Origin of the sequence: Telmatospirillum sp. J64-1 (genome assembly GCF_006980715.1) — a bacterium.
Classification (GTDB): Bacteria; Pseudomonadota; Alphaproteobacteria; order Rhodospirillales; family Magnetospirillaceae; genus Oleiliquidispirillum; species Oleiliquidispirillum nitrogeniifigens.
Map to the genome: position 1 here is coordinate 97,336 of NZ_SBHN01000001.1, position 23,668 is coordinate 121,003.

General features: G+C 63.0%; 25 protein-coding genes. 19 read left to right on the plus strand and 6 right to left on the minus strand.

What is annotated here, in order from left to right; genetic code table 11:
- Positions 1-143 precede the first annotated feature (143 nt).
- Genes EPD66_RS00450 through EPD66_RS00465 form a run of 4 tightly spaced genes read right to left on the minus strand, consistent with a single transcriptional unit; the run spans position 144 to position 3,610 of the window.
- Positions 144-698: a carboxymuconolactone decarboxylase family protein gene (locus EPD66_RS00450; protein ID WP_221930817.1), complete on the minus strand. Its 555-nt coding sequence runs from the start codon at positions 696-698 to the stop codon at positions 144-146.
- A complete protein-coding gene (locus tag EPD66_RS00455) occupies positions 695-1,699 on the minus strand; it encodes a D-2-hydroxyacid dehydrogenase family protein (protein ID WP_142846202.1) in 1,005 nt (334 codons plus the stop codon). The genes EPD66_RS00450 and EPD66_RS00455 overlap by 4 nt, the downstream gene beginning before the upstream one ends.
- Complete coding sequence (locus tag EPD66_RS00460) at positions 1,696-2,817, minus strand: AbrB family transcriptional regulator (RefSeq protein WP_221930818.1); 1,122 nt, start codon at positions 2,815-2,817, stop codon at positions 1,696-1,698. Before EPD66_RS00460 ends, EPD66_RS00455 begins: the two co-directional genes overlap by 4 nt.
- Entirely contained in the window at positions 2,810-3,610 is an 801-nt protein-coding gene (locus tag EPD66_RS00465) for an SDR family NAD(P)-dependent oxidoreductase (protein WP_142846206.1), read from the minus strand. The genes EPD66_RS00460 and EPD66_RS00465 overlap by 8 nt, the downstream gene beginning before the upstream one ends.
- A gap of 169 nt (positions 3,611-3,779) precedes the next feature.
- Here EPD66_RS00465 and EPD66_RS00470 point away from each other — a divergent pair, with 169 nt between their 5' ends.
- From EPD66_RS00470 to mgrA, 5 genes are all read left to right on the plus strand, one after another.
- Positions 3,780-4,709 (plus strand): LysR substrate-binding domain-containing protein, encoded by a 930-nt coding sequence (locus EPD66_RS00470; RefSeq protein WP_185961180.1) that lies wholly within the window; start codon positions 3,780-3,782, stop codon positions 4,707-4,709.
- Positions 4,710-4,819: 110 nt separating this feature from the next.
- On the plus strand, positions 4,820-5,614 hold the full coding sequence (locus tag EPD66_RS00475; protein WP_142846208.1) for an SDR family NAD(P)-dependent oxidoreductase: 795 nt from the start codon (positions 4,820-4,822) through the stop codon (positions 5,612-5,614).
- 126 nt (positions 5,615-5,740) lie between these two features.
- Positions 5,741-7,147: an MmgE/PrpD family protein gene (locus tag EPD66_RS00480; protein WP_255448310.1), complete on the plus strand. Its 1,407-nt coding sequence runs from the start codon at positions 5,741-5,743 to the stop codon at positions 7,145-7,147.
- Between the two features lie 37 nt (positions 7,148-7,184).
- The gene (locus tag EPD66_RS00485) at positions 7,185-8,000 is read left to right on the plus strand and encodes an enoyl-CoA hydratase/isomerase family protein (RefSeq protein WP_142846822.1); all 816 of its coding nucleotides are present in this window, start codon (positions 7,185-7,187) and stop codon (positions 7,998-8,000) included.
- Positions 8,001-8,179: 179 nt separating this feature from the next.
- Positions 8,180-9,220, plus strand: a complete 1,041-nt coding sequence (gene mgrA / locus EPD66_RS00490) for an L-glyceraldehyde 3-phosphate reductase (protein WP_142846210.1) — start codon at positions 8,180-8,182, stop codon at positions 9,218-9,220.
- A gap of 44 nt (positions 9,221-9,264) precedes the next feature.
- Here mgrA and EPD66_RS00495 read toward each other — a convergent pair whose 3' ends face one another.
- The gene (locus EPD66_RS00495; protein ID WP_142846212.1) at positions 9,265-9,993 is read right to left on the minus strand and encodes a GntR family transcriptional regulator; all 729 of its coding nucleotides are present in this window, start codon (positions 9,991-9,993) and stop codon (positions 9,265-9,267) included.
- Positions 9,994-10,212: 219 nt separating this feature from the next.
- Between EPD66_RS00495 and EPD66_RS00500 the strand changes: the two genes are divergently transcribed.
- From EPD66_RS00500 to EPD66_RS00550, 11 genes are all read left to right on the plus strand, one after another.
- The gene (locus EPD66_RS00500; protein WP_142846214.1) at positions 10,213-11,718 is read left to right on the plus strand and encodes a 2-hydroxymuconic semialdehyde dehydrogenase; all 1,506 of its coding nucleotides are present in this window, start codon (positions 10,213-10,215) and stop codon (positions 11,716-11,718) included.
- A gap of 9 nt (positions 11,719-11,727) precedes the next feature.
- On the plus strand, positions 11,728-12,516 hold the full coding sequence (locus EPD66_RS00505; RefSeq protein ID WP_142846216.1) for a 2-keto-4-pentenoate hydratase: 789 nt from the start codon (positions 11,728-11,730) through the stop codon (positions 12,514-12,516).
- Positions 12,517-12,519: 3 nt separating this feature from the next.
- A complete protein-coding gene (locus EPD66_RS00510; RefSeq protein ID WP_142846218.1) occupies positions 12,520-13,464 on the plus strand; it encodes an acetaldehyde dehydrogenase (acetylating) in 945 nt (314 codons plus the stop codon).
- 1 nt (position 13,465) lies between these two features.
- The gene (gene dmpG, locus EPD66_RS00515) at positions 13,466-14,506 is read left to right on the plus strand and encodes a 4-hydroxy-2-oxovalerate aldolase (protein WP_142846220.1); all 1,041 of its coding nucleotides are present in this window, start codon (positions 13,466-13,468) and stop codon (positions 14,504-14,506) included.
- Positions 14,503-15,291, plus strand: coding sequence for a 2-keto-4-pentenoate hydratase (locus tag EPD66_RS00520; protein WP_255448311.1), 789 nt, complete (start codon positions 14,503-14,505; stop codon positions 15,289-15,291). The genes dmpG and EPD66_RS00520 overlap by 4 nt, the downstream gene beginning before the upstream one ends.
- A gap of 5 nt (positions 15,292-15,296) precedes the next feature.
- The gene (locus EPD66_RS00525) at positions 15,297-15,494 is read left to right on the plus strand and encodes a 2-hydroxymuconate tautomerase (protein WP_142846222.1); all 198 of its coding nucleotides are present in this window, start codon (positions 15,297-15,299) and stop codon (positions 15,492-15,494) included.
- 126 nt (positions 15,495-15,620) lie between these two features.
- Complete coding sequence (locus tag EPD66_RS00530; protein ID WP_142846224.1) at positions 15,621-16,475, plus strand: hypothetical protein; 855 nt, start codon at positions 15,621-15,623, stop codon at positions 16,473-16,475.
- A 31-nt stretch (positions 16,476-16,506) separates the two neighbouring features.
- Positions 16,507-16,899 (plus strand): carboxymuconolactone decarboxylase family protein, encoded by a 393-nt coding sequence (locus EPD66_RS00535; protein ID WP_221930819.1) that lies wholly within the window; start codon positions 16,507-16,509, stop codon positions 16,897-16,899.
- Positions 16,900-17,007: 108 nt separating this feature from the next.
- The gene (locus tag EPD66_RS00540) at positions 17,008-18,039 is read left to right on the plus strand and encodes a TRAP transporter substrate-binding protein (RefSeq protein WP_142846226.1); all 1,032 of its coding nucleotides are present in this window, start codon (positions 17,008-17,010) and stop codon (positions 18,037-18,039) included.
- A gap of 4 nt (positions 18,040-18,043) precedes the next feature.
- Complete coding sequence (locus EPD66_RS00545) at positions 18,044-18,550, plus strand: TRAP transporter small permease subunit (RefSeq protein WP_142846228.1); 507 nt, start codon at positions 18,044-18,046, stop codon at positions 18,548-18,550.
- Positions 18,547-19,833, plus strand: a complete 1,287-nt coding sequence (locus EPD66_RS00550; RefSeq protein WP_142846230.1) for a TRAP transporter large permease — start codon at positions 18,547-18,549, stop codon at positions 19,831-19,833. Before EPD66_RS00545 ends, EPD66_RS00550 begins: the two co-directional genes overlap by 4 nt.
- Positions 19,834-19,877: 44 nt before the next feature.
- Here EPD66_RS00550 and EPD66_RS24745 read toward each other — a convergent pair whose 3' ends face one another.
- The gene (locus EPD66_RS24745) at positions 19,878-20,771 is read right to left on the minus strand and encodes a helix-turn-helix domain-containing protein (RefSeq protein ID WP_142846232.1); all 894 of its coding nucleotides are present in this window, start codon (positions 20,769-20,771) and stop codon (positions 19,878-19,880) included.
- A gap of 151 nt (positions 20,772-20,922) precedes the next feature.
- Between EPD66_RS24745 and EPD66_RS00560 the strand changes: the two genes are divergently transcribed.
- From EPD66_RS00560 to EPD66_RS00570, 3 genes are read left to right on the plus strand one after another with little or no spacing between them, the layout of a single operon-like run.
- Positions 20,923-22,098, plus strand: a complete 1,176-nt coding sequence (locus EPD66_RS00560; protein WP_142846233.1) for a cytochrome P450 — start codon at positions 20,923-20,925, stop codon at positions 22,096-22,098.
- A 28-nt stretch (positions 22,099-22,126) separates the two neighbouring features.
- Positions 22,127-22,450: a 2Fe-2S iron-sulfur cluster-binding protein gene (locus tag EPD66_RS00565; protein ID WP_142846235.1), complete on the plus strand. Its 324-nt coding sequence runs from the start codon at positions 22,127-22,129 to the stop codon at positions 22,448-22,450.
- Positions 22,450-23,664, plus strand: coding sequence for an NAD(P)/FAD-dependent oxidoreductase (locus tag EPD66_RS00570; RefSeq protein WP_142846237.1), 1,215 nt, complete (start codon positions 22,450-22,452; stop codon positions 23,662-23,664). Before EPD66_RS00565 ends, EPD66_RS00570 begins: the two co-directional genes overlap by 1 nt.
- The last annotated feature ends 4 nt before the right edge of the window (positions 23,665-23,668 follow it).

Genomic DNA, 23,668 nt, shown 5'->3' on the forward strand with positions numbered 1-23,668 from the left:
TTTCCAGGAACGCTCTAGGGAACTGACGTCATGCAATCCGGAGCGGTCACGAGGCCGCTCCGGTTTTTTTGTCTTTCATCAGGGAAGGAATAAAGCCGTCACCGATGATCCGGCGACGGCAGTCGGCATGTTATGCTGAGGAATCAGGCGAGCTCGGCCTGTTCCCCATCCGGCAATTCCACGCCGAAGGCATTGATGGTCATGGAAATCAGGGTGTAGTAGCCGGCCAGCCCCACCAGGTCGACAAGGCGGTCCTTTCCCAGGATCCTCAATGCTTCGTCATAAAGCGTCGCGCCGAGTGTCCGGTCGTTGTTCAGTGTCGTGATGACGCGGTAGACGATTTCGGCTTCGGAATCGTCGAAGGACGGGACAGCGCCAATCCTCAGGGCCTCCACGATGGAAGGATCAAGCCCGGCTCTGAGGGCAATCGGCTTATGCGCCCACCATTCAAATTCCGACGACCACAGCCTCGCCATTGTCAGGATCGCCAGTTCAGACAGGCGCGGTTCGAGCGAGGAACCGTATCGGCAATAGGCCCCCAGCGCCTGGGCCGTCTCGGCCAGTTCGGGACGGTTCAGCCAGACGGCCAACGGCCCGCGCACGCGCCCGCGCGGTCCGGAGGCAATGATATCGTAGACGCGCTTCTGTTCGTCATTCATGTGGTCACGATCGAGCGGGGGAAGGCGCATTGCGGTCATCCCTCCCCGGTGGTCAGCAGGCGGCGCGGCTCGCCATTGAGCCAGCCATCGAGATTTTCGACGATTTCCGTATAGAAGCGCTCGAAGGTCTCGCGCACCGAATATCCCAGATGCGGCGTGATCAGCGCATTGGGCAGGCTTCGAATCGGATGGTCTTTTGCCAGCGGCTCGTGATCATAGACATCGATGCCGGCGGCCCGGATGGTCCGGTTCGCCAGCGCATCGAGAAGAGCCTTCTCGTCGACCAGCGGGCCCCGTGCGGTATTGATCAGAATGGCATCGGGTTGCATCAGGGCAAGATCGTCTTTTCCGATGATGCCGCGCGTCGTTTCTCCGAGAACGAGATGGAGGGAAACTACATCCGCAGTGCGGAGCAGAGTCGTTTTATCCACGAATACCGCCCCTTCCGCTTCGGCGCGTTCGCGCGTGAGATTGGGGCTCCAGGCGATGACGTTCATGCCGAAGGCCTTGGCGACGAAAGCCATGCGCGCTCCAAGGCGGCCGAGTCCGACAAGACCCAGCGTTTTGCCATAAAGGGCCGAGCCAAGGCGGCTTTGCCAGGCGCCTTCTCGCATTGCCGCACTCTCTTCCGGAATGTAACGGAGCAGGGAAATGATCAGCCCCCACGCCAATTCGACGGTTGCATAGACACCGTTGCCGCTGCCCGTGGTGGTCATGACGGCGATGCCCAGCTCAGACGCGGTCCGATGATCGAGCGTCCTGTTTTGCCGTCCGGTTGCGGCGATGGCCTTGAGATTGGGCAATTGCCGGAGAAAGTCTCCGGGCATGGCGGTGCGCTCGCGGAGAAGGCAGATCGCATCGAAGTCCTGGAGTTCGGCAGCCCCCGCTTGTCCGACCGCGATCGCCTTCTGGAGGAAGGTCACATCGGCCCGATCAGACAGAAGCGACCAATCGGCGAGCGATTCCGCGACGCCCATATAATCGTCGAGAACGGCAATCCTTGCTCGTCTGTCCGCAGGCAGAGGGCGAAAAGGGGTCATGATTTTCCTCCTTGCATCCGGGACCGCTTCTCATGGCGGCTGATGAGGGCGACGATCCAGGGAATGTTAGGCATGAAGATGAATATGCGGGTCAGGTGAAAGGCCGTGATCAACGCCACGTTCTGGCCGAGAAACTTGGCCGTGAGCGCCATTTCGACCACGCCGCCCGGTGCCGAGCCGAGAATGAGGATTCGCCAGTCGAGACCGGCCACGAAGGCGATCAGGATTGCTCCGGCGGAACAGGAAACGAGAACCAGCATGATCGAGATCGTGCAGGTCAGCGTCAGGCGGCCGGCCGAGGTGAGGATTTCGCGGCGGAAGGTCGAGCCGAGCCATGTGCCGAGTATGATCTGCGCCAGAGCCAGGATCATGGGCGGGAATGGTTCGAGGCCATATCCCGTCGCGGCCAGCGCGGCGGTGATGGTCAGGGGGCCGAGAAAGTTCGGATTGGGAATCCGTGCCAGCCGAAAAGCAAAGATGCTCAAGAAGCCGATCGCGGCAAGGAGCAGAAAGCCGGGAATGTCGATCGGCGTGAATGTGACGGGAACGCGGCCCGCTTCCGGCCAGCCGTCGATCGCATACATGGCAAAGGGCACGAGGATGACGACAGCCGACAGGCGCAATGTGTGCGAAAAGACGACGGGCATGGGATCGACACCCGCCTTGACTGCCATGCTGGCCGCTTCGACAGGGCTGGTCGGCACGCTGGCCAGGAAGGCCTGTGCCAAACTCATGGCACTGAAGCGGGAAAGGAGTGTCGCGATGCCGAAGATGCAAAGGCCGCTCATGAGCGCGCTGCCAACGATCACCGGCGCCAGTTCCAGCAATAGCGCAAGGGCGGCGGGTGAGAAGGTGAGCCCGACCTGACAAGCCACGACCATCTGCCCGAAAGGACGTATCCTGATTGGAACCGTGACCGGGAATCCGCCCCAGATGAAGATGAGCGCGGTGACGACCAGCGGGCCGATCATCCAGGGCAGAGGAGAGCCCAGACGCTCGAAAATCCACCCGGCTATGCCCGATATCGTGAAGAGCAGGAGCAGTCGCAGGAAATCCTGTAGGTTCGATGTCCGGCGTGTATGACGGTCCTGCCCCGCTGTGCCGGTTTCTTTAGTCACAACGAACCGACATGCCGCCATCGACGATCAGTTCGGTGCCGGTCACGAACCGTGCCTCGTCGGAGGCGAGAAACAATGCGGCGTTGGCGGTATCACGACCATCTCCCATGAAAGGCATGGGTATCCGGCTTTGGCGTTTTTCGAGAAGGGCGCGGACGTCGCCGCCTTCGCGCTGGTGGGCCAGCCTTGCTTCGACCATCGGCGTATGCATCTGGCCCGGTACAATAGTGTTTACCCTGACATTGAAAGAGGCATATTCCACTGCTGTGACACGGGAAAATTGGATCACGCCAGCCTTGGCGGCTGCATAGGCCACCTGTGCGGCTCCGGTCCAGCGGATGCCCGAGGTGGAGGCGGTATTGACGATCGATCCGGTACGCTGGGCCTTCATGATCGGCAGAACATGCTTGCAGGTCAGGAAGACGCTGGTGAGATTGTAATTGATCTGCTTGAGCCAGTCCTCCTCGCTCAATTCGACGGCTCCCCCCTTGGCGGAGCCTCCAACATTGTTGACGAGGATATCGATGCGACCGAAGCGTTCGAACGTTGAATTGACCATGGCCTTGATGGACGCGCTATCGGTCACGTCGCAGCGTTCCAGTGCGTAAGTCCCTCCAGACTCTGCCAAATGTTTCTCTGTTTCTTCCATGGCAGCGGGATTGATGTCGGTGGCGATGACAGTCGCACCTTCACGCGCGAACAGTACGGCGGCAGCGCGTCCGTTCCCCCATCCAGGTCCTACGCTTCCCGCACCCGTAACGATTGCGACCTTGCCTGCCAGACGGCCTCGCATATGCCTTATCCTCCCGGTAGGGCCGCACCAATTCCATTCGCGTTTCCCTGCCGGACGGGGCAATGAAAAGCGGGCGGCCAGTTTCAATTTTGTTGGCTTCTGGCAGAAGCTTAGCCTAACCTATGAGGAGTTTGACTGGTTTTTTGTTGTCCAAGGGAAACCTAAGGTTATGCAAGAGCGGCGTCTGAACCTTCCGCTGAATCCTTTGCGCGCCTTTGCCGTTGCGTCACGCCACAAAACATTCACGGCGGCTGCGAAGGAATTGGGAGTGAGCCAAGTTGCCATCAGCCGCCAGATCACGATTCTGGAAAACTATCTCGATGTCAGTCTCTTCGAGCGAGGAACCCGTTCGGCCAAATTGACGGATGTCGGACGGGCCTTCGGGCTCGAGATCGCAGGTCTGTTCGATGAACTTGAACGGGCGACGCATCGTATGATCAGCAGAGAAACCGAAAGCACCGTCAATCTGCGTGTGCATCCCACCATGGCGCATCATTGGCTGATGCCGAAACTCTCGGATTTCTCGCGGCGTTATCCCGATATCCGGGTTCGGTTCGATACGAGGGTCGAGCCCTTGGACTTTCGCGGCACTCATCTTGATGTTGCGGTGCAACTGGGATCGGGAAGCTGGCGTGACACGCGTAGCCGCAAGCTGTTCGATGAAGAAGTCGATGTCGTGTGCAGCGCGGGCTATTTGAGCAGCCTGAAGAAGCTGACCCAGCCTGAGGATGTCGCATCTGGGGAGCTTTTGCATGCCCGCTACCGTCGGCGCGCATGGGAGTTCTGGGCGAATGCGGTCGGAGTGCCGGTGGACTACAACAAAGGCATGGAGTTCGACACGTCGTTGCTGACCTTTTCGGCTGCGGAGCAGGGCTTCGGTCTGGCTATCGGGCAGCTTGGCATTCTCGACGACGTGATCGCCGCGGGCAGGCTCGTGCGTCCGCTCGACATGCGAATTCCCACCGGGGCCGCCTTCTATGTCGTCTGGCCGACGACGGTTTCGGTCAACGTCAAGACCAAACGCTTCATTGATTGGTTGCTTGAGCAGGTCAATGAGCCGCCGGAGTTCTTCACCAGTGCGGCCGCTACCAAAGGCTAATTACTGATCGTTTAGACTGCAGCTTGGTCAAACCTGATTTTCGCTCAGGCCAAAGCCGGGACCGACGATGGTAACGTTTCCTCCCATAAGAAACTGGAGGAGGAACGGCCATGCCAGGAAGACTGCAGGGCAAGATCGCGATCATCACGGGCGCCGGACAGCAGCCAGGCATGACGGCGGGGAACGGCCGGGCGACGGCGATACGGTTTGCCCAGGAAGGCGCGACATGTCTGCTTGTCGATAGGAATGTTTCCTGGGCCCAGGAGACCCTGGACATAATCGGAGACGATAGCGGCGCATCGGTTTTCGAAGCCGATGTGACGAGGGAGGCGGATTGCCGGGCTATCGTGGATGCGGCGCTGACCCGCTATGGCCGGATCGACATCCTTCACAACAATGTCGGCATGTCCAAGGGAGACAAGCCGACACCGGAGCTTGATGCCGAGGTCTGGGACGGCATCATGGCGCTCAATCTCAAAAGCATGTTCCTGCTTTGCAAGCACAGCTTGCCGCCGATGCGCGAAAAACGTTCGGGCTGCATCATCAACATCTCCTCGACCTCCTCGCTCTCCAAACGTCCGACCGTCGCCTACAAGACCTCGAAAGGTGCGATCAATACGCTGACGCAGCATGTGGCGGCTGAAAACGCGGCTTTCGGCATTCGTGCCAATGCGATCGTGCCCGGTCTGATTGATACGCCGATGGCGATCGAACGTCGCGCGCAGGAGACGGGGCGGTCCCGCGCGGAGATCCGTGCAGAGCGCGATGCGCTCGTTCCCATGGGCTATATGGGCGAAGCCTGGGATGTGGCCAATGCCGCCGTTTTCCTCGCATCAGACGAGGCCAAATACATCACCGGCGTTCTCTTGCCTGTCGATGGCGGCTTGCTGCTCAAGCGCGGCTGATGGGGATTTATCCTGAGCGCAGGTTCGGTATGGCTGCTTTGGCTTACTGTTCGGCAGCCTCACCACAACTAAACCTCAGTTGAAAGATAACGCCCAGGACCAACGATTGAAGGACAGGGCGCGGCTATGCGTGCCGTGCCTGCCCGATTGGGAAACGAGAGAAAAAATATGGATAACCCACTGATTGTATTGTCGGAGGCGGCGGCGGGCTGGCGCAGTTGCGCGTTATCCCCTGATGTGGAATGGGATGCGCGGCGTGCGGTGCTGGACTGGTTTGCTGCCATGTTGCCCGGCTGCGTGGACGGGCCAGCCCTCCCGCTCGCCAGGGCATTGACCGCCGCACGAGGCAGTGGGGCGGCGGTCAGCTATGTCGATGGCGCTTCCTGTGCCGCACGCCACGCGGCTCTTCTCAACGGGACGGCCAGCCACACGGCGGAATTCGACGATATCTTCCGCGATGGCGGCTACCATCCCGGAAGCCCGACCATTTCGGCGGCGCTTGCCGTCGCGCAGGATCAGGGGGCTTCTTTCGAGGACTTTCTCCGCGCTGTCATCGGGGGATATGAAGTAGGCTGCCGGATCGCCATGGCGCTTCAGCCCAGCCATTACCGGAACTGGCACATTACGGCGACCGTGGGCACCTTCGGTGCAGCGGTGTCGACGGCCATACTGATGCGTTGCGATGCCGAACAGATCGCATATGCCGTGGCGATCGCCACCAGTTTTGCAGGCGGCCATCAGGAGAATCTGCAGGGCAAGGGACTGACCAAAGCCCTTCATTGCGGCCATGCGGCCGATGCGGGGGTGCTGGCCGGAATGGCGGCGGCAGCCGGCGTCACCGGCTCGTTGGACAGTCTTCATGCACCGCATGGCTATGCCGCTGCGACCAGCGATTCCACGGGCAATTGGGCGGCCGGTCTCGACGGGCTGGGGGAATGGACCCCCATTTCGCGCATGACCTTCAAGAACCATGGCTGTTGCGGGCATATCTTCCCCACCCTCGACGGCCTCCGGGCCGTAAGGACCCAAACGCCCTTTGAGAAGGAAGACGTCCAGTTCATCGCAATCGCCGGTTATGGGCCGACCGTTGCCATCTGCGACCGCATGAATGTCGAGAGCGCCCGCGATGCGCGCTTCAGCGTGCAATATTGCGTTTCGGCGCTCATGCATCTTGGCAATGTGCGCATGGCGGCCTTCACGCCCGAGGCGCTGGAACGCGAGGACATCCGGGCCTTTATGCCAAAGATTACCGTTCGCGAGGATGCGGAACTGGTTGCCGCTTATCCGCGCAAGCGCATGGCGCGCCTGACCATCACCCTCAAGGATGGCCGCGTCATCGAGCATTTCCAGCGTACGCGGAAAGGCGATCCCGACGATCCGCTGACGGACGCCGAATTGTTCGAGAAGTTCCATGAACTGGCCTCCTCCGCCCTTGAGGCGGATATGTGCAACGCGCTCAAGGACCAGGTCATGCATGGAAACACTCTTCCAGGGGCAGTGCCGCTCGCGCTGCGCGGAAAGGACGCTGCCTGACGACCAGGCACATTTAAGAAAAAAGGAAATGCTGACAATGATCTATGCCTCGCCCGGCAGCGCAGTGCCGAATGCTGAGTTCATCCGGGTCTCGCTCACCAATGGCATCGCCACGATTGCGCTCAACAGGCCCGAACTGCGCAACGCAATCAACGACCAGATGCGTACGGAACTCATCGCCGCCTTCGAATGGGCCGATTCGGCGCAGGAGGTGCGGGCCGTCATCCTGACAGGGGAAGGGAAGGGCTTCTGCTCAGGCGGTGACATCGGCGGTATGAAGGAACGTCTCAAGGCGCCGTCCGGGGAAGTGGCGTTCAACGGCTGGCGCCGCCAGAAGCGCACCCATCGCGGGGTTGCTGCGATTCACGGCTTGTCGAAGCCGGTGATCGCAGCGGTCAATGGCGCCGCCTTCGGCCTGGGCCTCGACATGGCCCTGGCATGTGACTTCATCATCGCTGTTAAAGGCGCGAAGCTGTCGATGAGTTTCGTCAAGCGCGGGCTGGTCTCCGATGGCGGAGGCATGTATTTCCTGCCGCGCCGTGTCGGCCTTGCCAAGGCGAAGGAGTTGATCTTGTCCGGCCGGGTCGTCCTTGCGGAGGAGGGCGTGACCTTTGGCCTCGTCGATCGCGTGACGACGGCGGAAAATCTTCTCTCCGAGGCCCAGGCATGGGCGGAGGAACTGACCCAAGGATCGGCCGTGGCGATCGCGCTGACCAAAGCCATCATGGATCAGACTTTCGAATCCTCTGCCGATCAGGTTTTTGCCCTGGGCCGCGAAGCGCAAGCGATCTGCTATACGACTGAAGAACACCGCGCTTCGATCGAGGCTTTCCTGAACAAGACGGCCTCGTAGACGCAGGACGCGCGGACTCGGAGGGACATGCCGCATCACGGCATGTCCCTTTCCTATTGCGAAGGTTCTGCCGCTTTATCTGCGGGTGGTTCGCAGCGGAGAGGGAGGGTATGCTCCTGCCCCGAGTTGCTCCGGCGCAACTTTTCGCCGGTTGCCGATAAAGCCATAGGGAGAATCCGATGCATCCGCCATATCTTGCCGACGCGACACGTTACGAGCGCATGACCTACCGCCGTTGCGGCCGGAGCGGCCTCGACCTGCCGGCCATCTCTCTGGGGTTGTGGCAGAATTTCGGCGGTGTCGATGCGTTCGAGGCCGGGCGGGCGGTCCTGCGCCGCGCTTTCGACCGGGGTGTCACGCATTTCGACCTGGCCAACAATTACGGCCCGCCGACCGGTTCGGCCGAGGAGAATTTCGGCCGCATCCTGGCGACCGATTTCCGCCCCTATCGCGACCAGATCGTCGTCTCGACCAAGGCCGGCTACGAGATGTGGCCCGGCCCCTATGGCAATTGGGGATCGCGCAAATACTTGATCGCCAGCCTCGACCAGAGTCTCCGCCGCATGGGGCTGGACTATGTCGATATCTTCTATTCCCATCGCGTCGATCCGCGTACGCCTCTGGAAGAGACGATGGGGGCGCTTGACCAGGTCGTACGCCAGGGCAAGGCGCTTTATGTCGGTATCTCCTCCTACTCGCCCGAGATGACGCGCCGTGCCGCCGCCATCCTGAAGGATCTCGGCACGCCCTGCCTCATCCACCAGCCGTCCTATTCCATGCTGAACCGCTGGGTGGAGGGCGGATTGCTCGACACGTTGGAGGAATTGGGACTGGGCTGCATCGCCTTCTCGCCCCTGGCCCAGGGCATGCTGACTTCGAAATACCTGAACGGGAAGCCGGCCGATGCGCGCGCCGCCAAGGGCGGTTCCTTCAAGGCGGATTTCCTGACGCCCGAGACGCTGGAGCGTGTCCGCGCCCTCGATGCCATCGCCCAGCGGCGCGGGCAGACCCTGGCGCAGATGGCCATCGCCTGGGTACTCCGCGATCCCCGTGTGACCTCGGCCCTGATCGGCGCGCGGACGGTCGAACAGCTCGATAATTCCCTCGACGCCCTGGACAACCTTTCCTTCACGGCGGACGAACTAGCCGAGATCGACCGCCATGCCGTCGACAGCGGCATCAATCTGTGGCGGCTCTCCTCCACTTCGGAAGCCCCGTAAAAGCACCTCGGGCGGCGCTTCGGCGCCGCCCTTCGTTCTCTCGGTCAGGGCGTTTTCTGAAGCTTCTTCTGGCGCGCGAAATAGGGAGCCTGGCTCGCAATGGCATGGACCCTCTCGACATGCTCGCTCAGCAGGGCGCAGGCCTTGTCCGCATCCCGTTCCAAGGTCGCTTCCATGAGCCGCGTATGGTCGTCATGGACGCTGTCGGGCACGAAGGTGTCCTGCAGATAGAGATGACGATAGCGGTCGGCTTGGTCATAGAGCATCCGCTGCAGGCGCATCAGGACCGGTGAATTGGCGCCTTCGATCAGGGTCTGGTGGAACAGGCGGTGCAGCCTTTCCCATTCCTGCAAGGCGGCATGGTCGTCGGCCGAGCATTTGGCGGTGGCGCGGGAAAGCCGGAAATGCGCGGCGACCACTTCGGCGTCATAGGCATCCGTCGCATTGGCGATGGCCGCGCGCATGGCGGCGCATTCCACCATTTTCCGCTGGTCGGTGATATCGCGCAATTCGGCCAGGGACACGTCGGGAATGCTGAAGCCGCGATGCTCCTCGCAGGAAACGATGCCGTCTGACAGAAGACGGAACAGCGCCTCGCGCAGCGGCGTCGGGCCGATGCCGTAGCGCTTCTTCAACACTTCGATCCTAAGCCGGCTGCCGGGCGCCAGGGCACCGCTCAGGATGTCGTGGCGCAGCAGATCATAGGCGCGGTGGGCCAGCGTCAGCGTGCCCGAATCCGCATTCCTTGCTTCGGCGGCAGCGAGAGCGGTCATGCAAAAATCCTGAGTTCGACAAGGGTTTTCGGGCAGATCCCGGTTCCGTCTCAATCTTGTTTTTTTTGGGAGAAAATGCAACCCCTCAAAAATCTTTCATTTTATCGATAAAAACTCTTTCCCTCGAAATGGGGCGGCGCTACCGTTATGCGCGAAAAGGGAGAGCCGGTCGAACGGCCGGTCTGCATAACGCTGTCCGAGAGGAAGGGTGCAGAGGAAATGAACAAGACAGTGGGAATAGAGAAAGGGCGCCTGGACTCGGCCCGCCGTGATGCGCTGCATTTCATCGACGGCGCGTTCACGACGGGGAGCACGGGGCGGAGCTGGCAGAACCGCAGCCCGATCGACAACAGCGTGATCGGGCTGGTGCACGAGGCGGGCGAGGCCGAGGTCGATGCCGCCGTGACGGCGGCGCGGCGGGCGCTGACGGGCGAGTGGGGGCGGATGAGCGTGGAGGCGCGCTGCACCCTGCTGGGCGCGGTGGCCGATGAGATCAACCGCCGCTTCGACGAGTTCCTCGCCGCCGAATGCCTCGATACCGGCAAGCCGGTCAGCCTGGCCAGCCATATCGACATCCCGCGCGGCGCGGCGAACTTCAAGATGTTCACCGACGTCATCAAGACCGTCTCGACCGAATTCTTCCCCACCCCCACCCCCGACGGCACCGGCGCGATCAACTACGCCTTGCGCAAGCCCAAGGGCGTGATCGGCGTGATCAGCCCGTGGAACCTGCCGCTTCTGCTGATGACCTGGAAGGTCGGCCCGGCCCTGGCCTGCGGCAATACCGTGGTGGTCAAGCCGTCGGAGGAGACGCCGCTGACCACTACCCTGCTGGGCGAGGTGATGAACGCGGTGGGGATGCCCAAGGGCGTGTTCAACGTCGTCCACGGCTTCGGCCCCAATTCGGCCGGCGAGTTCCTGACCCGCCACAAGGGCGTGGACGCCATCACCTTCACCGGCGAGACCCGCACCGGCGAGGCGATCATGAAGGCCGCTGCCGACGGCGTGCGCCCGGTCTCCTTCGAGCTGGGCGGCAAGAACGCCGCCATCGTCTTTGCCGATGCCGATCTCGACAAGGCCATCGAGGGCACCATGCGCTCGGCCTTCGCCAATTGCGGCCAGGTCTGCTTAGGGACTGAGCGGGTCTATGTCCAGCGCCCGGTCTTCGAGGACTTCGTCGCCCGCCTCAAGGCCGGGGCGGAGGGCTTGAAGCTCGGCCATCCCGAGGACAAGGGCGTCACTCTCGGCCCGCTGGTCAGCCAGGAGCATCGCGACAAGGTGCTGTCCTATTACCGCAAGGCGGTCGAGGAAGGCGCCATTGTGGTGACCGGCGGCGGCATCCCCGAGATGCCCGCCCATTTGGCCGAGGGCGCCTGGGTGCAGCCGACCATCTGGACCGGCCTGCCCGAAACGGCTGCGGTGGTGCGCGAGGAGATCTTCGGCCCCTGCTGCCATATCCAGCCCTTCGACACCGAGGAAGAGGCGATTCATCTCGCCAACGACACCCCTTACGGCCTGGCCTGCGCGGTCTGGACCGAGAATTTGTCGCGCGCCCATCGCGTCGCTGCGCGCATGGAGGTGGGGCTGTGCTGGGTCAATTCCTGGTTCCTGCGCGACCTGCGCACGCCCTTCGGCGGCTCGAAGGCTTCCGGTATCGGCCGCGAGGGCGGGCTCCACTCGCTGGAGTTCTACACCGAGCTGTCCAACGTCTGCATCAAGCTGTGAGGCCGTCCCATGTCTGAAGCGAATATCCAAGAAGCCGCCGACCGGCTGTGGCAGGCCGCGCAAAGCGGCCAGCCTTGCGCCCCGGTGCGCGACCTGATCGAGGGCGGCGACATCCAGGCCGCCTATGCGATCCAGGAGATCAACACCAGGCGAGGCCTGGAGGCCGGGCGGCGGCTGGTCGGGCGCAAGATCGGCCTGACCAGCAAGGCGGTGCAGGCCCAGCTCGGCGTCGACCAGCCCGATTACGGCATGCTGTTCGCCGACATGGCGGTGGCCGAGGGCGAGGACATTGCCTTGTCCTCGGTCAGCCAGCCCAAGGTCGAGGCGGAAATCGCCTTCATCCTGGGGAGCGATCTGGATGACGAGCGCGTCACGCCCACCGATGTGATGAATGCCGTGGATTATGCCGTCGCCGCCATCGAGGTGGTGGGCTCGCGCGTGGCCAATTGGGACATCCGCATCTTTGACACCATCGCCGACAACGCCTCCTCGGGTCTTTACGTGCTGGGCAGCGAGCCGAAGCGCCTGGGCGAATTCGACCCGCGCCTGTGCGGCATGGTGATGGAGCGCAAGGGCGAGCCGGTCTCGGTCGGTGCCGGGGCGGCCTGCCTGGGCAATCCCCTGACGGCGGCGTGGTGGCTGGCCCGGGTGATGGCCAAGGCCGGACGCCCGCTCAGGAAGGGCGACACCATCTTGAGCGGCGCCTTGGGGCCGATGGTCGCGGCGCAGCCGGGGGATGTCTTCGAGGCCCGCATCAACGGCCTGGGCGCGGTGCGCGCCTCGTTCGCAAAGGAGTGATGCATGAGCAGCAAGATCAAATGCGCGATCATCGGTTCGGGCAATATCGGCACCGATCTGATGATCAAGATCATGCGCACCTCGAAGAACCTGGAGATGGGCGCGATGGTCGGCATCGACCCCGCCTCCGACGGACTGGCGCGCGCCGCCCGGCTGGGCGTGGCGACCACCCATGAGGGCATCGAGGGCCTGACCCGCCTGCCGGATTACAAGGACATCCAGGTCGTCTTCGACGCCACCTCGGCCAAGGCCCACCTGACCAACGACGCCATCCTGCGCCGCGACGGCAAGAAGGTGATCGACCTGACGCCTGCGGCCGTCGGACCCTTCATCATCCCGGTGGTGAACCTCAAGGACAACCTGGACCAGCCCAACGTCAACATGGTCACCTGCGGCGGCCAGGCGACGATCCCCATCGTCCATGCCGTCCGGCGCGTCGCCAAAAGGCTGGTCTATGGCGAGATCGTCGCTTCGATCAGCTCGAAATCGGCCGGTCCCGGCACGCGCGCCAATATCGACGAATTCACCGAGACCACGTCCAAGGCCATCGAGACTGTCGGCGGGGCGGAAAAGGGCAAGGCGATCATCATCCTCAACCCCGCCGAGCCGCCGCTGATCATGCGCGACACCGTCTTCACCCTCTCGCAAGGTGCAAGCCCCGAAGAGATCGAGGCCTCGATCACCGAGATGGTTGCCGAGGTGCAGAAATACGTGCCCGGCTACCGCCTCAAGCAGAAGGTGCAGTTCGAGCATATCGGCGACAACGCCCCGGTCAACATCCCCGGCATCGGCGAGGTCTCGGGCTTAAAGACCTCGGTCTTCCTCGAGGTCGAGGGCGCGGCCCATTACCTGCCGGCCTATGCCGGCAATCTCGACATCATGACCTCGGCCGCCCTGGTCACCGCCGACCGCTGGGCCGAAAGCAAGCTCAAGATGGAGGCCGCATAACATGGCCCGCAAGACCAAGGACAAGCTCTACATCCAGGACGTCACGCTGCGTGACGGGATGCATGCCATCCGCCATCAATACACCATCCCCCAGGTGCGCGAGATCGCCCGCGCCCTGCAAAAGGCCCGCGTGGATTCCATCGAGGTCGCCCATGGCGACGGGCTGCAGGGCTCGTCCTTCAATTACGGCTTCGGCAAGACCACCGATCTCGCCTGGATCGAGGCCGTGGCCGGCGAGCTGACCGAGGCGGAAGTGGCGGTGCTGCTGCTGCCGGGCATCGGCACCGTCCATGATCTCAAGGAAGCCTATTCCGCCGGGGCGCGTTCCGTGCGCGTGGCCACCCATTGCACCGAGGCCGATGTCTCGCGCCAGCATATCGAGGCGGCGCGCGAGATGGGCATGGACACCATCGGCTTTTTGATGATGAGCCACATGATCCCGGCCAAGGAACTGGTCGCCCAGGCCAAGCTGATGGAAAGCTATGGTGCCGAATGCGTCTATGTCGTCGATTCCGCCGGCGCCCTGCTGCCCGACCAGGTGGCCGAGCGGGTGCGGGCCTTCCGCCAGGAGCTGAAGCCCGAAACCGAGATCGGCATCCATGCCCATCACAACCTTTCCATGGGGGGCGCCAATTCGGTGGCCGCCGTCCAGGAAGGGGCGGTGCGGGTCGATGCCTCGCTGGCGGGCATGGGGGCGGGGGCGGGCAATGCGCCGCTGGAAGTCTGCATCGCTGTCTTCGAGCGCATGGGGATCGAGACCGGCTGTGATCTGCACACGCTGATGGATGCCGCCGACGATCTGGTGCGCCCGCTTCAGGACCGCCCGGTGCGCGTCGACCGCGAAAGCCTGTCGCTGGGCTTCGCCGGGGTCTATTCCAGCTTCCTGCGCCATGCCGAGAATGCGTCGAAGACCTACGGCATCGATACCCGCCAGATCCTGGTGGAACTGGGCCGGCGCCGCATGGTCGGCGGCCAGGAGGACATGATCGTCGACGTGGCCCTGGATCTGGTGGCCCGGCAGAAGGAAGGAGCGGCACAATGAGCACGATGGAGATCAAGCGCGACATGGCGAGCCTGGCCGCCGTCGTCGACGAGGCGGCGCGCACCGCCACCGCGATCCCGCAATTGACCGAGCGGGTGCCCGACCTCACCGTCGAGGACGGCTATGCCATCCAGGCGCTGTCCCTGGCCCGGCGCCTGGGCCGGGGCGAGCGGCGGATCGGCGTCAAGATGGGCCTGACCAGCCGCGCCAAGATGGCCCAGGTGGGTGTGGACGAGGTGATCTGGGGCCGCCTGACCGATGCCATGCGCCTGGAAGAGGGCGGGGCGATGAGCCGGGCCAACTATGTCCATCCGCGCATCGAGCCCGAGATCGTCTTCCTGATGAAGAAGCCCCTCTCGGGCGAGGTCAGCCCGCTGGAGGCGCTGGCCGCCGTCGAGGCGATCGCGCCGGCGATGGAGGTGATCGACTCGCGCTACCAGAACTTCAAGTTCGCGCTGCCCGACGTGGTCGCCGACAATTCCTCCTCCTCGGGCTTCGTGCTGGGCAACTGGCACAAGCCCGACACCGCCATCGACAATCTCGGCATCATCCTCGAAGCCGACGGGCGGGCGGTGCAGGTGGGCTCGACGGCGGCCATCCTCGGCCATCCCCTGCGCTCGCTGGTCGCCGCCGCGCGCCTGGTCTCGCGCTGGGGCGAGCGTCTCAATCCCGGCGACATCGTGCTCGCCGGCGGGGCGACGGCCGCCCATGCCCTGGCACCGGGCATGCATGTCCGGGCCGTCTACCAGAATCTGGGCGCGGTGTCGCTCAACGTCACGGAGTAGCGATCATGCCTGTCGTCGACATCACCCTGATCGAGGGGCGGACGCCCGAGAAGAAGCTGGCCCTGATCCGCAAGGTCACCGAGGCCGTGGTCGAAGCCATCGACGCGCCGCGCGACTCGGTCCGCGTCATCCTGCGCGAGGTGCCCGGCGAGCATTTCGCCGCAGGCGGAAACCCCAAGAAAATGCCTCCCGGCCTGGAATAGTGGGAGACGGACAGGGATTTCCGTAAAATCGATACATGGCATAATTATCGATAAAGTCTGTAGACTCCGATCAAGGCCGGATATATCGTTTAAAAATAATAAAAAACGCTACAGGAGGAAAAGGTCATGGCTGGCGGGATCGTCGCAAGTCTGGTTGCCCCTCATACCCCGCGCATCGGCGTCGAGGCCAATGTGCCGGAATTCCAGAAGGGCCTGGTAGCAGGGTTGCGCGAGATGGGGGAGCGGGTCAGGGCATTGCAGCCCGACCTCTTCATCCTGCATTCCTCGCATTGGGTCTGTACCTTCAACTGGTATGTCACGGCCCATGCCCTTCATGAGGGCGTCTGCATCGCCGACGAGGCGGTGGATCTGATCCCCGGCATTCCCTATCGCCGCAACGGCGACCCGATTTTCGCCCAGGCCCTGTGCGCGGCGATGAAGAAGGATGGCATTCCTGCAGCCATCAATGACGTGCAGCCCTTCAAATGGGATTACGCCTCCTTCGTGCCGCTGCAATACATGGACCCGGACAGCACGGTTCCGGTCGTGCTGCTGCCTTCGGTCATTTGCTCCAGCCTCGAGGAGAACCGGCGGGTCGGTGAACTCGCCCATGCGGTGGCCGCAAGCCTGGGGCGGCGGGCGGTCTTCATCTCGAGCTGCGCCCTGTCCCATGCGGTGCTGCGCGGCCCCGATCTATGGCCGACGCCCGAACGCATCGAGCTGGACCGCCGCTTCATCGAGCTGATGGTCCGGGGCGATGTGGCGGAGCTGATCCGCTGGTCCCCCGATTACTGCCGCGCCGCCGTGGCCGAGATGGGCGGGCGCCCGCTGGCCGGAATGTTGGGCGCGGCCGGGGCCATGGCGGCCGCGCACGGGCATTTGCAGGGCCGCCAATACGGCACCTATGCCCAGAGTTCCGGCAGCGGCAATGCCAGTCTTTGCCTGATGCCCCGGGCGGCGGAAGAGCGTTCCGCCCTCTAACATCCACGTTTCTCACGAAAAGGAGGCTGTCTTGGCCACCAAGGAAGAGTATGAAGAAATCTATAACGAACTGATCGGTTTCGTTCCGCCGCGTATCCAGCATCGCATCAACGTGGGTCTCGAATGCGATCCGCAATTGCTCGACATGGTCGAGAAGATCCGCGAACACGCGATGTATCCCACCAGCATGGATACCAAGACCGCCCAGATGATCCTGTTCGGCATTCTGCTTTCGCATGTGGCGCCGGCCTCGGAATATCACGGGCGCGCGGCCATGCGGGCGGGGGCGACGAAGAAGGAACTGCACGACGTCGCCGGCCTGGCCTTCCTATTCCGGGGCCTGCCGGCCTTCAACTTGGCCGCCGAAATCCTGAACAAGATCTTCGACGAGAAGGATCCAAAGAAGGCCACGGAAGCCGCGTAATCTGACATATGATCTGGCCGGGGCGGTGGAGGAATGATCCTGCGCTCCGGCGGGCTCCTTGTTCTTGCAAATGATAACAATGACGAAATCGTCGATCGGGAGGAGACTATGAACAGGAACTGGTTCTCGAAATCCGTTGCCGCCCTGGCGGTGACCGCCGCCCTGTCCGTGGGCGGCACCGCCCAGGCCGCCGAATATACCTTGAAGTTCAGCCATTTCTGGCCAGCCACGTCGCCTCTGCATACCGATATCTTCCAGCGCTGGGCCGATACCATCGAGCAGGAATCGCAGGGGCGCATCAAGGTCCAGGTCTTTCCCGCCCAGACCCTGACCAGGGCGGCGGCCAGCTATGAAGGCGTGACCAAGCGCATCTCCGAAGTCGCCGCCACGGCGCAAGGCTATACCGCCAACCGCTTTCCTTTGTCGCAGGTGGTCGAACTGCCGGGCGTCAGCCAGAATGCCCTGCAGGGATCATGCATTCTCCAGACTCTCTATGACGAGGGCCTGATCCGCTCGGAATATGAAGACACGCATCCCCTGTTCATGTTCACCCATGGTCCGGGGCTGCTGCATACAAAGGGGATGGCCGTCCACAGCCCTGCCGATCTGGCAGGCAAGCGGCTGCGCCGTCCGACGGCGGTGGTCGGGATGCTGCTGGAGGAAGCCGGTGCCCAGCCGGTGGGCATGCCTGCGCCGGAAACCTATCCCTCGATCCAGCGCGGCGTCATCGATGGGCAAGTGATGCCCTGGGAAGGGAATTACGTCTTCCGCATCAACGAGCTGACCGAACATCACACCAAGGTCAATCTCTATACCCTGGCCTTCGTCGCCACCATGAACAAGGGCGTCTATGACGGGATGCCGGAAGACCTGAAGAAGGTGATCGACGACAATTCCGGCCAGAAATGGGCCCGGATCGCCGCCGAGGTCTTCGAGGACCTGGACAAGAAGGGCCTGGAGGACGCCGTCAGCCGCGGCCACCAGATCATCGAACTGACGGAGGACCAGCAGGCCCTTTGGCAGCCGGTGCTGGAACGCACCCGCCAGCGCTATGTCGAGGAACAGGAATCCGCAGGCCGTCCGGCGCGCCAGGTCTTCGAACGCGCCATGGCCCTGTCGTCCGGCGACTGCGCCCTGTAGCGCCATGAAAATAGTGGTGGAGGCCGCTCATCTGGTCGCACGGATCATGCACTGGATCAGCGGCGCCATCCTCATCGCAATGATGGGGACGGTAGTCGCCGACATCCTTGTCCGGTCGCTGTTCGCGGCGACCGGCGGGGCGGTCAAACTCTTCTTTCCCGGTGCCGTCGAGCTGGTCAGCTACGGCCTGTTGCTGATGGTGCTGTTCGCGCTGCCTTATTCCGTGACACGCGGCCAAGTGATCGTGGACATGTTCACCGAAGGCATGTCCCCGCGCCTGAAGAATGTCATCGACGGGGCCTATGTCCTGTGCTTCGGTCTGCTGGGGGCGATGATGTGCAGGCATTATCTGGTGGAATTCTCCAATGCCGGTTCCTTCAGCACCACCCAGGACCTGCATATCCCGATGACCGTCTTCTATGGCCTTGCCGCCCTAGCAACCGGCCTGTTGGCGCTGCGTGGGGTGCTCGGCGGGCTGCAGCAGGTCTTCCATGTGGAGGAAGTGCGATGAGCGGCGAGATCATCGGGCTTGTCTGCATCGCCGGGATGCTCGGCCTGATCGCCCTGCGCTGTCCCGTCGCCCTGGCGATGGCCGCGATGGGTTTCCTCGGCTTCGGCCTGATCGTCTCCTTCGAGCCCGCGATCTCGATCCTGGGCAGCGGTCCTTTCGAAGCCTTGAGCAATTACAGCTTCAGCCCTATTCCGCTGTTCATCCTGATGGGCGTCTTTGCGACTAAGGCGCGGATGTCGAGCGAGATGTTCTCGGCCGCAAGGACGTTATTCGGCGGCTGGCGCGGCGGCTCGGCCCTGGCCGCGGTGACCTCATGCGGTCTGTTCTCGGCCATTTCCGGCTCGTCTTTGGCGACGGCGGCGAGTATGAGCCGGGTTGCCATGCCCGAAATGCTCAAGAACGGCTATTCGCCGCAATTGGCCAGCGGCGCGCTGGCCGCCGGGGGCACATTGGGCATCATCATTCCGCCGAGCATCGCCCTGCTGCTTTACGCCCTGATCACCGAGCAATCGGTGGGCGACATGTTCATGGCCGGGCTAATTCCTGGCATTCTGGGTTTGGCCCTTTATTGCGCCGCGATTGCCGTGCAGGTCTGGCTGAAGCCCGACCTTGCCAGCCCGAGCGAGCCCACGAGCTGGGGACAGAAGATCCGGGGGCTGGCCGGGCTCGGCCCCTTCGCCGGGGTCTTCGCCTTCATCATCGGCGGCATCTATTGGGGCATCTTCACTCCAACCGAGGCGGCGGCGGTCGGGGCGGCGTTGACCATGGTGATCGCTTTTGCCCGCGGCATGAGTCTGCGCGACTTCTTCGCCTCGATCGAAGAGACGATCTTCACCAGCGCCATGATCTTCTTCATGATCATCGGCGCGGAAATCTTCGGCTATTTCCTGTCCGTCTCGATGCTTTCGCAAAGTCTGGCGGGTTTTGTCGTGGATATGGGCCTGCCACCTTTCGCGGTTCTGCTGTCGGTTCTGCTGCTTTACGTGCTGCTGGGCTGCGTCATGGACGGCATGGCGATGATGCTGCTGACCGTGCCGATTGTCTATCCGCTGATCGTCCAGGCCGGCTTCGACCCCGTCTGGTTCGGCGTGGTGACCGTGATTGCCGTCGAAATGGGCCTGATCACGCCGCCGGTCGGGATGAATGTCTTCGTGCTCAAGGCAATGTCGCCGGAGATCAATATCCGCGACATGTTCCGTGGCGTCATGCCTTTCGTGATGTCGGACGTGCTGCGCCTCGGATTGCTGATCGGCTTCCCAAGCCTTGCGCTAGCCTTGATCTGAAGGCACGGAACAGGCAGGCGGATCTCGTCAGCCTGTTCCGCTTTCTATGATGTGCCGATGCGCCGGTATTCGGCCGGGGTGAGGCCGGTATGCTTCTTGAAGAAGCGGGAGAAATAAGCAGGGTCCTCGAAGCCCAGCTCATAAGCCAGCAGCGAGACGGGGGCGGCGATATAGGTCAGCTTCCGCCGTGCCTCCAGCAACAGCCGGTCCTGGATCACTTTGAAGGCGGAGCGTCCGGCAAGGGCCTTGCATAGCCGGTTCAAACGGCTTTCCGTTACCCCCAATTCCCGGGCATAGCGGGCGACAGGCCAGTGATGCTGGTAATGCGCCTCGACGAGGATCTTGAAGCGCGAGAACAGGTCGGCCTGAAGCCGTTCCGGCAGGCTGTGTTCCGTCTGGAGCGCGACCTGCCGGACCAATAGCAGCAGGAAGGCCTGAAGCAGCCATTCCACCATCAGGCTGCGCCCTGTCATCGGCCATTGGAATTCGGTCATGATATGTTCCAGCGTCGAGACGACGCGCCGTGCATTCTGTGGCGTCTTCGACAGGTCGATGACCTGCGGCGCCTGGAACAATGGCTGGAACAGCGCTTGCGTGCGGGCATCGCGGAACAGGATGCTTTCCGCCATGGTGAGGACATACCCTTCCGTCTCCGGCCGGAAGCGGAAAGCGTGGACGGTGCTGGACGGGATGCCCACAAGCGAAAGCGGTCCCAGCGTGATGTTCTGATCGTCCAATCTCGTTTCCGCCTCGCCCTCGACGATCAGCACCGTCTGAAACAGGCCCTTATGGGTGTGCGGGTTGATGGCCCAGTCGTAGAGGCGGCTGCGGCTGCGGACATCCTCGACATGGAAGAAGTCGGCATCATCCTGGGTCGAGGGCTCGCCGTAGAGGGCGAAATGCGGCACTTGCCCCGGGATGGATGCTCCGACTGTCATGCCTTCCTCCGATAAAATGAAGAATTATCGATTTTGTAAGGATCGTACAATTTTTTGCTGCCTTCGTCCATTCAGGCAGGGCCCCGTCGCCCGTAAGCTCGGTACGACAACGAAGAGCAGGCAATGTCGCTGCCGAACAGGAGGAGGCTCCATGCTGGATACCGCTTTCCGCTTCGATCCCTATTCCCCCGAGATCGATGCCGACCCCTTTCCCGCCTACAAGATCCTGCGCGACCACCATCCTTGCTTCTGGAGCGAGGAGGCCAGGATGTGGGTGCTGTCGCGCCATGCCGATATCGTCGAGGCGCTGAACGACTGGCAGACCTATTCCTCGACCAAGGGGAACCTGATGGACGAGGTGCCCAACCGCGCCGGGGCGACTTTGGGTACCACCGACCCGCCGCGCCATGACCGTATGCGGGCGATCATCCAGTCGGCTTTCACCAAGCGCAATGTCGGCGCCCTGGCCGAGCCGCTGCGCCAGACCGCCCGTCATGCCTTGGCCGGGATCGGCGAAGCACGGGAGTTCGACTTCATCACCGGCTTTTCGGCCAAGGTCACGGTCGGGCTTCTGTTCAATATGTTGGGCATGCCGCTGGAGGACGAGGCGGAGATCCGCCGGAATGTCGTGCTGATGGTGCAGACCGACCCGGTGACGCGGGCCAAGGGGCCGGAGAATATCGCCGCCTTCGAATGGATGTCGGCTTATGCCGCCCGGCTGATGGAATTGCGCCGCCGCGATCCGGGCGAGGATCTGGTCAGCAGGCTGGTCCAGGCGGAAATCGACGGCGAGCGCCTGAGCGAGCGCGAGATCCAGATGACGGTGACGACGTTGATCATGGCCGGTGTCGAATCCTTGTCCAGCTTCCTGACCATGTTCGCCCTGAACCTGGCCGACCATCCCCAAGCGCGCGAGATGGTGGTGGCCGATCCGTCGCGCCTGCCCGATGCGGTCGAGGAAAGCCTGCGCTTCAACACCTCGGCCCAGCGCTTCCGCCGTGTGCTGATGCGCGATGTGGACCTGCACGGACAGGTGATGAAGAAGGGTGATTTCGTCTGCCTGGCCTATGGGTCGGGCAATCGCGACGAGCGCCAGTTCCCCAATCCCGACCTCTATGACATCGACCGGCGGCCCAAGAACCATCTGGGCTTCGGCGGCGGGGTCCATGTCTGCCTCGGCTCTTCCATCGCCCGCATGGCGACGGTCACCGTCTTCGAGGAATTTCACAAGGCTGTTCCGGTCTATCGACGCGTCGAGTCCGTGCTGCCCTGGCTGGCCTCGACCACCTTCCGGGCGCCGCGCCGCCTGCTGCTGGCTCGGGATTAAGCTGGATTAGACGGGAAAGGACGCGGACATGGTCAAGGTCATCTATGTGGAACAGGACGGCGCCCGCCACGACATCGACGTTCCCGAAGGCTGGACGGTGATGCAGGGGGCGCAACGTAACGGTTTGGACGGCATCGAGGCGGAATGCGGCGGGTCCTGCTGCTGCGCCACCTGTCATGTCTATGTGGCGGAAGACATGCTGGGCCTGATCCCGCCGCCGGGCGAGATGGAAGACGGGATGCTGGACAATGTGGTGGCGGAACGGCGGCCCAATAGCCGCCTGTCCTGCCAGATCACGCTGACAGCCGCCTTGGACGGGCTGGTGGTGCATCTGCCCGAGGCGCAAAGCTGATGGCCGCGCCCATCGTCATCGTCGGGGCGGGGCAGGCCGGGTTGCAGATCGCCGAAAGCCTGCGCGGCGGGAAATACGAGGGGGAAATCCTGCTGATCGGTGACGAGCCGGTGCCGCCTTATCACCGTCCGCCCTTGTCCAAGGATGTCCTGCTGGGCTTGGCTTTGGGCGAGCAGATCGAGATCCGCAGCCGCGAGACGCTGGCGCGCAAGAACATCACCTTGCTGACGGGGGTTCCGGTCCAGGCCATCAACCGCGAGCGGCGCCAAATAGCGATGGCCGATGGCACGCGCTACGACTATCGGGGCTTGGCCTTGGCCACCGGGGCGCGGCTGCGCCGCCTGACCGTGCCGGGAAGCGAGCTGCAAGGGGTGGTGGGGCTGCGCAGTCTTGCCGACAGCCATGTCATCCTGGCCGCGCTGAAGACTGCCCGTCATGTGGCGGTCGTCGGCGGGGGCTTCATCGGCCTGGAAGTGGCGGCGGCCGCACGCAAGGCCGGGGCGCAGGTGACGGTGTTCGAAGCCGGCGACCGCCTGATGGCGCGAGCTGTTGCCCCTGTTCTTTCCGATTTCTTCCTGGCTTTGCATGAAGCCCAGGGGGTGGAGGTGAGGCTGGGACGGACAGTGATGGAAATCGTTGGGAAAGAGGGCAGGGTAACCGGCCTTTACGGTGATGACGGAGGCTTCCGTCGGGCTGACCTAGTGGTCGTCGGCATCGGCATCGAGGCCAACGACCGCCTTGCCGCCGCTGCCGGACTGGATTGTGATCGGGGAATCGTGGTGGATGCGTGTTCCCGCACTTCCGATCCGCTGATCGTCGCTGCCGGCGATTGCACCGTTCTCCGCGATGCCGTCCACGGTGGAATGCGGCGGCTGGAATCGGTGCAGAATGCCGTCGAACAGGGCAAGAGCGCGGCGGCGGCCCTGCTGGGGCAGGAACGGCCCTTCTCACAGACGCCCTGGTTCTGGTCCACGCAATATGACGTCACGCTTCAGATGGCCGGGCTGAGCACGGGCTATGACAGCCTAGTGCTGCGTGGGAACCCGGCTACGGGTGCTTTCTCGGTTTTCTACTACCGGCAGGATCGACTGATCGCGGTGGAATCCGTCAACCGTCCGCAGGACCATATGTTGGCACGTAAACTGCTTGATGCCGGACAGTCGCCGTCTCCCGAGGTGGTGGCGGATGAGGGAAGCAAACTGGCCCTGGCCTAGAACA